The sequence below is a fragment of the Winogradskyella sp. genome, from assembly GCF_016744625.1.
Taxonomy (GTDB): Bacteria; Bacteroidota; Bacteroidia; order Flavobacteriales; family Flavobacteriaceae; genus Winogradskyella.
The window spans coordinates 11,875-20,290 of the sequence record NZ_JADGDZ010000061.1 but is presented as its reverse complement, the minus strand read 5'-3'; the positions used below and the strand labels follow the sequence as shown (position 1 = coordinate 20,290).

General features: G+C 30.5%; 9 protein-coding genes and 1 pseudogene. 2 read left to right on the top strand and 8 right to left on the bottom strand.

The annotated features are described in order from the left end of the window. From QZZ53_RS12250 to QZZ53_RS12230, 5 genes are all read right to left on the bottom strand, one after another. The coding region (locus QZZ53_RS12250) for an ATP-binding cassette domain-containing protein (protein WP_296385061.1) at positions 1-303 on the bottom strand (303 nt) is incomplete at its 3' end. Beyond that, the gene (locus tag QZZ53_RS12245; protein ID WP_296385059.1) at positions 300-1,196 is read right to left on the bottom strand and encodes an HlyD family efflux transporter periplasmic adaptor subunit; all 897 of its coding nucleotides are present in this window, start codon (positions 1,194-1,196) and stop codon (positions 300-302) included. The genes QZZ53_RS12250 and QZZ53_RS12245, both read right to left, overlap by 4 nt. A gap of 10 nt (positions 1,197-1,206) precedes the next feature. Further along, the gene (locus QZZ53_RS12240; RefSeq protein ID WP_296385057.1) at positions 1,207-2,457 is read right to left on the bottom strand and encodes a TolC family protein; all 1,251 of its coding nucleotides are present in this window, start codon (positions 2,455-2,457) and stop codon (positions 1,207-1,209) included. A gap of 1 nt (position 2,458) precedes the next feature. Then, on the bottom strand, positions 2,459-3,073 hold the full coding sequence (locus QZZ53_RS12235) for a TetR/AcrR family transcriptional regulator (protein WP_296385055.1): 615 nt from the start codon (positions 3,071-3,073) through the stop codon (positions 2,459-2,461). A 94-nt stretch (positions 3,074-3,167) separates the two neighbouring features. Next, positions 3,168-3,893, bottom strand: coding sequence for a peroxiredoxin (locus tag QZZ53_RS12230; RefSeq protein ID WP_296385053.1), 726 nt, complete (start codon positions 3,891-3,893; stop codon positions 3,168-3,170). A 172-nt stretch (positions 3,894-4,065) separates the two neighbouring features. Between QZZ53_RS12230 and QZZ53_RS12225 the strand changes: the two genes are divergently transcribed. Both QZZ53_RS12225 and QZZ53_RS12220 read left to right on the top strand, forming a co-directional pair. After that, on the top strand, positions 4,066-4,443 hold the full coding sequence (locus tag QZZ53_RS12225) for a hypothetical protein (protein ID WP_296385051.1): 378 nt from the start codon (positions 4,066-4,068) through the stop codon (positions 4,441-4,443). 65 nt (positions 4,444-4,508) lie between these two features. Further along, positions 4,509-6,611, top strand: a complete 2,103-nt coding sequence (locus QZZ53_RS12220) for a TonB-dependent receptor (RefSeq protein ID WP_296385050.1) — start codon at positions 4,509-4,511, stop codon at positions 6,609-6,611. 68 nt (positions 6,612-6,679) lie between these two features. Here QZZ53_RS12220 and QZZ53_RS12215 read toward each other — a convergent pair whose 3' ends face one another. From QZZ53_RS12215 to QZZ53_RS12205, 3 genes and pseudogenes are all read right to left on the bottom strand, one after another. Next, positions 6,680-6,847 carry a hypothetical protein gene (locus QZZ53_RS12215; protein WP_296385049.1) on the bottom strand — a complete coding sequence of 56 codons (168 nt, stop codon included), beginning with the start codon at positions 6,845-6,847 and terminating at the stop codon, positions 6,680-6,682. A gap of 138 nt (positions 6,848-6,985) precedes the next feature. After that, positions 6,986-7,281, bottom strand: a pseudogene (gene trxA, locus QZZ53_RS12210) (thioredoxin). A 14-nt stretch (positions 7,282-7,295) separates the two neighbouring features. Continuing rightward, positions 7,296-8,330 carry a DUF3365 domain-containing protein gene (locus QZZ53_RS12205; RefSeq protein WP_296385047.1) on the bottom strand — a complete coding sequence of 345 codons (1,035 nt, stop codon included), beginning with the start codon at positions 8,328-8,330 and terminating at the stop codon, positions 7,296-7,298. Between the last annotated feature and the right edge of the window lie 86 nt (positions 8,331-8,416).

The following is an 8,416-nucleotide window of genomic DNA, read 5'->3' as shown; positions in this document are numbered from 1 at the left end:
AGTAGCGAAAAAATTTAAATTTTCTTTAATAGTTAAATCCTGATAGAGTGAAAATTTCCCAGGCATATAACCAACATTATTTCTTATCTGTTTATAATCTACAACCACATCAAAATCTGCAACAGTAGCAGAACCTTCATTAGCAAATAATAAGGTTGTTAAAATCCTAAAAAGTGTTGTTTTACCTGCTCCATCTGGCCCAATAAGTCCAAAAAGCTCGCCTTCTTTTACATTAAAAGAAATGTTCTGTAAGGCTTTTACGTTTTTATAGGATTTTGATATGTTAGAAATACGAATGCTCATTCTTTAGTTGTTATCCAAAGTTCTGCTGGCATTCCTATTTTAAGACTACCATCATTTACAACATCTATTTTAACAGCATAAACCAAAGACACTCGCTCTTCTTTAGTTTGAATTATTTTAGGAGTGAATTCGGCTTCAGATGCTATCCAAATAATCTTACCTTCATATAATTTCATAGCATCTGCATCATCGATTTTTACAGTAACTTCTTGTTCTATTTTAATATTAGCTAATTGGGTTTCGCTGATATAGACTCGTAATTGCATAACAGTTAAATCAGCAATTTTATAGAGTGGTTTTCCAAAAGCAGCAATTTCATTAGGCTCCATGTATTTAGTTAAAACAATTCCGTTTATTGGGTTAATGATTTTACTTTTCCGAATTTGATCGTTAATTAATCTAACCTGAACATCTATAGATTTAAGTTCATTGACTACAGGTGCGTTCTGAATTTCTACGCTTCGAATTTGATTTTTAATGATATCTATTTCTCCAATAACATCATCTAATTGTTTTTGTGTGCCTGCATTATCTTTTATAAGATTTTCAGTACGCGTTTTGTTTGTATTTGCTGTTTTTAATCTGGCACTCAGCACATTGATTTGAGACAAAACTCCTCTCGATTTTGAACTAATAACAGCTTTAGACACTTGCAATTGCTCGCGCTTTAATGCGAGTGGAATAGTATCTATAAAACCTATGAATTGGTCTTTTAAAAGTTGATCACCTTCATTAACATTAAACTGCTTTAGTTTTCCGGTATTTTCAGCTGATATTGTAATCTCAGTAGCTTCAAAATTACCATAACCATCTGCTTTTCCATTATCGCTTCCGCAAGAAAATAAGCTCATTGCAATGATGCTAAAAGCTATTTTATAGTTGTAATTTTTCATCTCTAATTAATTATTGTCCTTTAATGACGTTGTAGTTCGCTTTTGCTAATTGTAATTGTATGCTATGTCTCACTAAGGTATTTTCGTCTTCATATAAATTAGTAAGTTCTGTTATGTAAGCTGATGAAGTAATCACTCCATTTCTAAGCTGTGAATCTGCAGATTTAAGGACATCTTTTCTAAGATTTATAATCTCTAAATCTGAAATAATGAAGGCTTCAATTTTTTCGATATCCTTTTGTTGCTGACTCAACTCTATGTTTACATTTAGTTTAAAAGTTTCGGTTTCAGTTTCAACTATATCTTTATTAATCGCTAATGATTCTCGCTGTTTTTTGTTTGAATTCCAATCAAAAACTTTCCAATTAAATTTAATACCAACTGTGTAAAATGGCTGAAACGAATTGTCGAGCATATTTAATCCAGGATTACCATAACCACCAGTTGCAAAACCGAATAACTTTGGTGAATTTTGTTTAGATATTAGGTTTTCTGAATTTTCAATTTCTTCTTTTTTTAATTTAAATAATTCCAGTTCTGGCCTATTCAATTGAGCTTTTAATGGTGCCTCTACTAATGAATTCTTAAAGGTTGTCGAGGTACTTAATGATTTACCGATAATGCTAGCAAGTGTTGTAATTAAATTTGCCTTATTACTTTCTACTTCCTTTAATTGTTGTTTTAATTTTAAAAGTTCTGCTTCAAGAATTTTATCTGAAGCTGGTAAAAGCACACCATATTTAATACCAGATTGTACCTCTTTCAATTTAGCTTGTAACTGCGCTTGTTTTGCTTCTAATAATAATCCCGTTTCCTGTGTCAATAAAATTGAGAAGTATAATTGATTAATCTTTTGTTTTAATTGATAGAGATTGACGTCTACCTGTTTTTGCTTAGTTTTTAACTGAGCAGATTTTACTTTTAAAGAAGCATCTGTTGCTCCACCATTATAAATCAATTGATTTACAGAAACGGTTGCACGATATTGATCTTTGTTTAGTGATTTGATATTTACATTTGGAATAGGCACTTCAACCACATCAGATAGATAGGTTGCTTGAGCATCTAGGCTAAATTGCGGCAATTTTGAAATAGAAATAATTGCTGCATCCAATTTGTTTTGAGTCTCAAACAATTGCGACTGTTTTGCTAAAGGATAGTTTTGCGTCACTAAATCATAACAGGTTTCTAGCGTAATGCTTTGTTGTGCAACACTTTGTAACGTCGTTAAGATTATTAAAATGATTCTTAATTGTTTCATTTTATGTGCTCTTTATAGAATTAATGATAAAGTTTGCAACTTCTGTTTTACGGTCTTCCATAAGTTCTTTATAGTTTTTATCATCTGTATTTGTAAATGCCATGATTAATGGTTTTGCTACAAATGGAAAAATATTAAGCGCAAGAATATTTATGAATAATTGTTCTGCGCTTATTGGTTTTATAAATCCTTTTTTAACATCTTCATCTACTTGTATTTTGAATTTATCAAGATTTGGAAAACCTTTATCTTCCTTCAATTTTAGAATAAACTCAGGATTTCTATTCAATTCTTGAATAATAAAATTCGGCAAATAAGGATGCTTAATAATGAAAGTTATATAGTTTGAAGTGAAGTTTTTTATTTTCTCTTCAATAGAAGAATCATCATTTAGAATTGCATTTAATTGAGGTGCTAATAATGAAAAAGCATTTTTAAAGACGGCTTCAAAAAGTAATTGTTTACTTCTATAATAATAATGAAGCATCGCTTTATTAATACCAGCTTTATCTGCAATTTCTTGCATACGTGCTCCACTCATTCCTTTGGATTGAAATATAGTTTTTGCCGCATTTAATATTTGTTCTTCCTTGTTTTTGTCCTTTGCCTTACTCATATTTAACTATATAGTTTAACCAATTGGTTAACAAATGTACTAAAAATAATCAAACACATTACTGGTTTGATTATTTTTAGAAATTATTAACTCACTATGATTTTAAAACTTCTTTCAGTACTAAGTCTTTATCTAATTTTTTAGTGCAGAAAAACCAATCTTCACATTCTAAATCATCAGTATTAGTCATACGTTCTTCTGCTACTCCACAAGAGCCTGCTGGTGAGATAATAACATCATCACCTGGATTCCAATCTGCTGGAGTTGCAATACTAAACTTGTCGGAAGTTTGCATTGCTATTAAAGCTCTATATAATTCATCAAAATTACGACCTAGACTTAAAGGGTAGTAAATTAAGGCTCTTACTATTCCTTCTGGATCAACAAAAAAGACAGCTCTAACAGCTTGAGTTTTACTTTCACCTGGTTGAATCATACCATATTTTTTGGCTACATTCATTGAGATATCTTCTATTAACGGAAATTTAACTTCAATGTTTTCCATTCCATTAAACTTAATTTTATCCTTTATCGTTCTTAACCAAGCAATATGACTATATAAACCATCAATAGATAAACCTATAAGGTTACAGTTCGCTTTTTTAAATTTTTCTTCCAAATGCGCAAAAGTCATAAACTCAGATGTACACACTGGAGTAAAATCTGCAGGATGACTAAATAAAATAGACCATTCTCCTTTATAGCCTGAAGGGAAATTAATTTCGCCTTGCGTAGTTGTGGCTGTAAATTCGGGAGCTTTATCTCCAATTCTTGGCATTGAAAATGATTCCTCTTCTTTTATCATTTCTATAGTATTCATAATTCTGTAGTATTAAATTTATTTATAACAAAAGTAATACACAATAGTATTTAACTATGTAACCTATGTTACTATACCAATAGCCTTTTATTAAGAACTTCGACAATAAAATCTAGAAAAATATGATAAAAGTCAGTAGTGAAATAAAAAGGCTAATTTAAATTTGCATCAAATGAAATCAGTCGCTTACATAAGTTCAATTTTTCTAATGGTATTGATAATATTCAATAGCACTAGAGTATCATTGACTTATGCTTATTTTGAATTAGATCCTATTGGGTTTATTGAAAATCTTTGTGAGAATGTAGATAAACCAGAGCTAAAATGTAATGGTAAATGTCACTTAAAAAAAGTAGCTGAATCGCATAATAATGAACAAAAAACACCAGAGAGTATTATTGATTTTAAGGAGCTTGTATTATATCTTAATCCCATTATAAAGTTTCATATAATTCAAAAATCCAATATAGATAAGTCAGATTCTATAGCTTATCAAAATCTTTATTCTTTTATTAGCTCTAAAGATTGCTTTCATCCACCAAGAGTATAATTTTCTTCTTTTACTGATAGTAACCACTATCCTAAACACTTAAGTTAAATAAAATTATATTATAAATGAAAACCTTATATAGAGTGCTTTTATGCACACTAATCACAGTTGTGTCTTATGGTCAAGAAAAAAAAGAGATCAAAAAAGATACTACAAAGCAAAAAACGACTAAACTCAACCAAGTTATAGTTACCGGAAATTTAAAAACAGATCCAGTACTTACAATTGTTTCAAATAAATATGAAGAAAAAATTGTGCAACCTAAAAACGTCGCAGATTTATTTAATAACATCAATGGCTTCTCGGTTATAAAAAGGGGAAATTATGCCATAGACCCTTCTTTTAGAGGTGCTCAATATGAGCAATTAAATATTCAGTACGATGGTGGTACAAAGGCAATGCATGCTTGTCCAAACAGAATGGATCCTATTACTACACATATCATTCCTGAAGAAATCGCTAAAATTGAAATTATAAAAGGTCCATATACAGTTAGATATGGTGCTACCTTTGGAGGTGTTATAAATATGGTGACACAGAATCCAGATTATGAAGATCATGGTTTACACGGAAAAGTTTCTGGTGGATATGAAAGTAACGGTAACTCATTAGTAAACCTGGTACAACTTCAGTATATCCAAAACAAATTTGACATTGTTGCTAATGCTGGCTACAGAGATTTTGGAAATTATGAAGATGGAAATGGCACAGAAATTCCTTCATCTTTTAGAAGTACAGATTATGGAATTAAAATTGGCTATAATCTAACCGAAGATCAGCGCATCCAAGCACATTGGAGACAATCTTTTGGTCGCGATGTTCTACATGCAGCTTTACCAATGGATACGGAATATGATAATAGCAGTATTATCTCTTTAGATTATAAATTAGATAATATTGGTAAAGTAGCAAAATCATTAACTGCAAAAGCTTATTACAGCTATGTAGATCATTTAATGACTAATACAAACAGACCTTCTTTCAGGATGATGGAAGCTGCTTCTGCTGTAGACGCAACAACCATTGGTGGAAAAATAGAACTCAACTGGAAACCAACAGAAAAACTGAATCTCTTTTCTGGTATAGATGCTATGCATATTGCTAGAGATGGAGGCAGAACACGACTGGTAAAAATTATGAACGGAAATCCTTTACCAATGGCTATGACTTTTAATGATAAAGTTTGGCAAGACTCTTATATTACAGATCTAGGTGTGTTTACAGAAGCAAAATACAATCTAAGCTCTAAAGCTATATTAACAGCCGGTTTACGATATGATAACGTGACTTCGGATATACAAGATCCTGAAGAGGACTTTGCAACAATGTATGATCTTGAAAAACGTACAGAACACAATATAAGTGGAACAGTTTCTATTAAAAAAAGAGTATCAGATAAATTTACTTTAGAAGCTGCATATGGTCGTGGTGTAAGGTCAGCAAATATGATAGAACGTTTTATCAATCACTTTACTGTAGGTCAAGATCCTTATGAATATATTGGCAATCCTAATTTAAAAGCTGAAGTAAACAACCAATTCGAAATTGGGTTTAAAGGCAGAGAACCACTAAAAAATGGCTTTAATAGCTTTAAATATGAAACGTCATTTTATTATTCATTCTTTGAAAACTATATTGTTGGTGTTGTAGATGAAACGTTAACTCGTAAGTTTAATCCTATGGCTCAACCGAGAAATCCTAAAGTTTTTAGAAATCTTGACGAAGCCTACAAAACTGGTTTTGAAACTATGGCTCAAATAGATTTTTTAGATCACTATTATTTTAAAACTGAATTCTCGTATGTGTATGCCAAGAATAAAGATTTAGCAGAATCACTTCCATTGACACCTCCATTTACGACACGTTTTTCCCTTGGACTTGATAAGAAGAAATATTGGGCAAATATTCAGTACAATTTAGTATCAAAACAAGATAATATTTCAAGAAGTTTTGGTGAAACAGAAACAGATGGCTACCAAACTTTAGATATTCGTTTAGGTTTAAAACCTATAAAAAATATCACTATAGGAGTTGCAGTAATTAATGTTCTTGATGAAGCTTATAATAACCATTTAAACTTCTCGTTTACGAACCAAGCAGATTTTGGTAGAACACCAATCACAGAACCTGGTAGAAACTTTTCAGCATTCTTACAATACAAATTTTAATATAATTGCATAAAAAAGAGGGTGTTTTATTATAAAACACCCTCTTTAAATTTATAATTAGTCTAAAGTTATTCTGTACTGTTATCTTCATTAAGGTTCTTAGACGAGTCCTTATTTTTTCCTTGAGACATAAAATTTATAAGTATGCCTACTAAAACAATACAGACTAATGCGAAGATTCCTATCATAACAACTCCGTTAGCCCAACTATATAATGCTATTAATGTATTAATCATATTTGTGTTTATTTAATTTACCGAGTATAAAATTAACAACTTAAATTTTTAAGAAAGATGACATTTGTCAGCAAATAAAAAAAGTGCTAAAATTAATACTACAGTTTGTTAGTATTTTTTATACCGTTTTAAGTTAAGTTAATTTGTCTTAGTTATTATATTTATTATTTCATCTTTTTGAAGTACACCAGATTGCCTCCAAACTTGTTTACCTTTTTTAAACAACAACATAGTTGGCACACCTCTTACTTTATATTTTGCTGCCAAAGCCTGATTCTTATCAACATCAATTTTTATAATAGAGACACGATCACCTAAACTATCTTTAACCTCTTTTAAAACTGGAGTTAACATTTTACAAGGTCCACACCATTCAGCAAAAAATCTACTAAAACTGGTTTATCTTGATTTATTAATTCTGAAAAATTGCTCATACCTGACTAGATTTTTATTTATCAAAAGTAATATTCCAAATGCCTCTAACTTCATTAACATTATACCCAATAGCCATATCATTAGGATATAAACTATTTAACTTAGTTAAAGTTTGATTATCTATAGTTTCATTAGGCTTACCATGACATTGTAAACACATTGTGTTTGTAGTTATTGGATAGTACACATGTACTTTATTATCTAATTCTTTTACAATTGGACTTGCTTCTTTATTATTTGCAACAACCTGCTTAAATGTTTTAATATACCCTAATTCTTCTGTATTGGCTTTGTTATTTAAATTTCTTGGCTTATCAGATACACGTTTAATTGTCGCATTATGTACTATTGCCATACTATCTGTTAATGGATATGCTTTTTCGTTACAAAAGGTCAAAGCTTCTAATGTTCCTTTTTTTTTAATCGTGCCCATTAAGTTTTTACCTAAAATAGCTTTTGTCGTTAGCGCATATTTTAAACCACGTTCTGCATAAGGCAAATCTTCAAAATTAGTTTGAGCTTGCTGATTCTGCATACTTTTTTTTTTGCCATTACCCATGCCTTTTCCCTTTCCTTTTCCCTTTCCTTTCCCTTTATGCTTGCCTTTTTCTTCATTAAAATGATCCTCAAACCATTCTGGTTGTTCAATTTTAAATTCAAACATATAATCGGCAATCTGCTCAATAGTTTCCTCAGGAAAATGCTGCTTAGGCATTACACCAAATCGTCTCACTGCACCTCGCATTTTTGCATCATCTTCATTCGGATTTTTTATCCAAGCTTGTATTGATGCAATAAACTCTTCTTTAGATGTATCACTATCGATATAATGTTTTTTAATAGCAATCATTGGTGGCCCAATTCTATCATCATGATTAGCCGTTGGGCTGTGACAGACATAACAATTCGTCTCCATTAATTTCTTCCCTAAATGTTCTATAACGCTATTGTTATCGGTAGGTTTAGCGTCATAAGATATTGAATCTTTGGACTTAGAATTACAATTAAAAAACAATAAAAAGCTAAGCAAAATGGTTACATGTCTCATGGTAAATACTTTTTTATAAAAGTACTTAAGGAGGATAAATTAATTGGTAACTATTGTTACATTACAGATGAAATTTTAAAGAGTTT

Bases quoted from the DNA above. Each gene is read 5' to 3' on its own strand.
- QZZ53_RS12245 (WP_296385059.1), bottom strand. From the start codon at position 1,196: ATGAAAAATTACAACTATAAAATAGCTTTTAGCATCATTGCAATGAGC.
- QZZ53_RS12240 (WP_296385057.1), bottom strand. From the start codon at position 2,457: ATGAAACAATTAAGAATCATTTTAATAATCTTAACGACGTTACAAAGT.
- QZZ53_RS12235 (WP_296385055.1), bottom strand. From the start codon at position 3,073: ATGAGTAAGGCAAAGGACAAAAACAAGGAAGAACAAATATTAAATGCG.
- QZZ53_RS12230 (WP_296385053.1), bottom strand. From the start codon at position 3,893: ATGAATACTATAGAAATGATAAAAGAAGAGGAATCATTTTCAATGCCA.
- QZZ53_RS12225 (WP_296385051.1), top strand. From the start codon at position 4,066: ATGAAATCAGTCGCTTACATAAGTTCAATTTTTCTAATGGTATTGATA.
- QZZ53_RS12220 (WP_296385050.1), top strand. From the start codon at position 4,509: ATGAAAACCTTATATAGAGTGCTTTTATGCACACTAATCACAGTTGTG.
- QZZ53_RS12215 (WP_296385049.1), bottom strand. From the start codon at position 6,847: ATGATTAATACATTAATAGCATTATATAGTTGGGCTAACGGAGTTGTT.
- QZZ53_RS12205 (WP_296385047.1), bottom strand. From the start codon at position 8,330: ATGAGACATGTAACCATTTTGCTTAGCTTTTTATTGTTTTTTAATTGT.